This is a genomic window from Bartonella sp. MR168JLCBS, assembly GCF_042194175.1.
Genome location: NZ_JBHIMP010000473.1, coordinates 1 through 316 on the forward strand (window position 1 = coordinate 1; position 316 = coordinate 316).

At 39.6% G+C, this 316-nt stretch carries 1 pseudogene; it reads right to left on the minus strand.

Going from position 1 to position 316, the window contains the following annotated elements:
• Positions 1–99: 99 nt before the first annotated feature.
• Positions 100–316: pseudogene (locus ACFIK8_RS12095) on the minus strand (HAD family hydrolase); the annotation flags it as partial.

Consider the following 316-nt stretch of genomic DNA (forward strand, 5'->3'; position numbering starts at 1 on the left):
ATATTTTAGCTCTTAGAGGTGTGTTTTAATTGAAATAAGGGCATCTTAGTAAAAATATCACTGAGAAGTTTTTGAGTTGATATACGTCTAAGAGACATTTTATGATGAATTTTGCCATATTGCCATTGCTTCTAAGACTTCGAGTAAATGCGCATGTTTGGCGATAGATGTTTCGGCGCCGGCATCTACAAGTGCATTAGAATGGCTAAGATAACTGTGTGATCCTCCCGTAAAACCGATGACACGCATGCCTGCTGCAGTTGCGGCGTGTACGCCATGGATAGAATCTTCTATGACAATAGTATTTGAAGGCTTT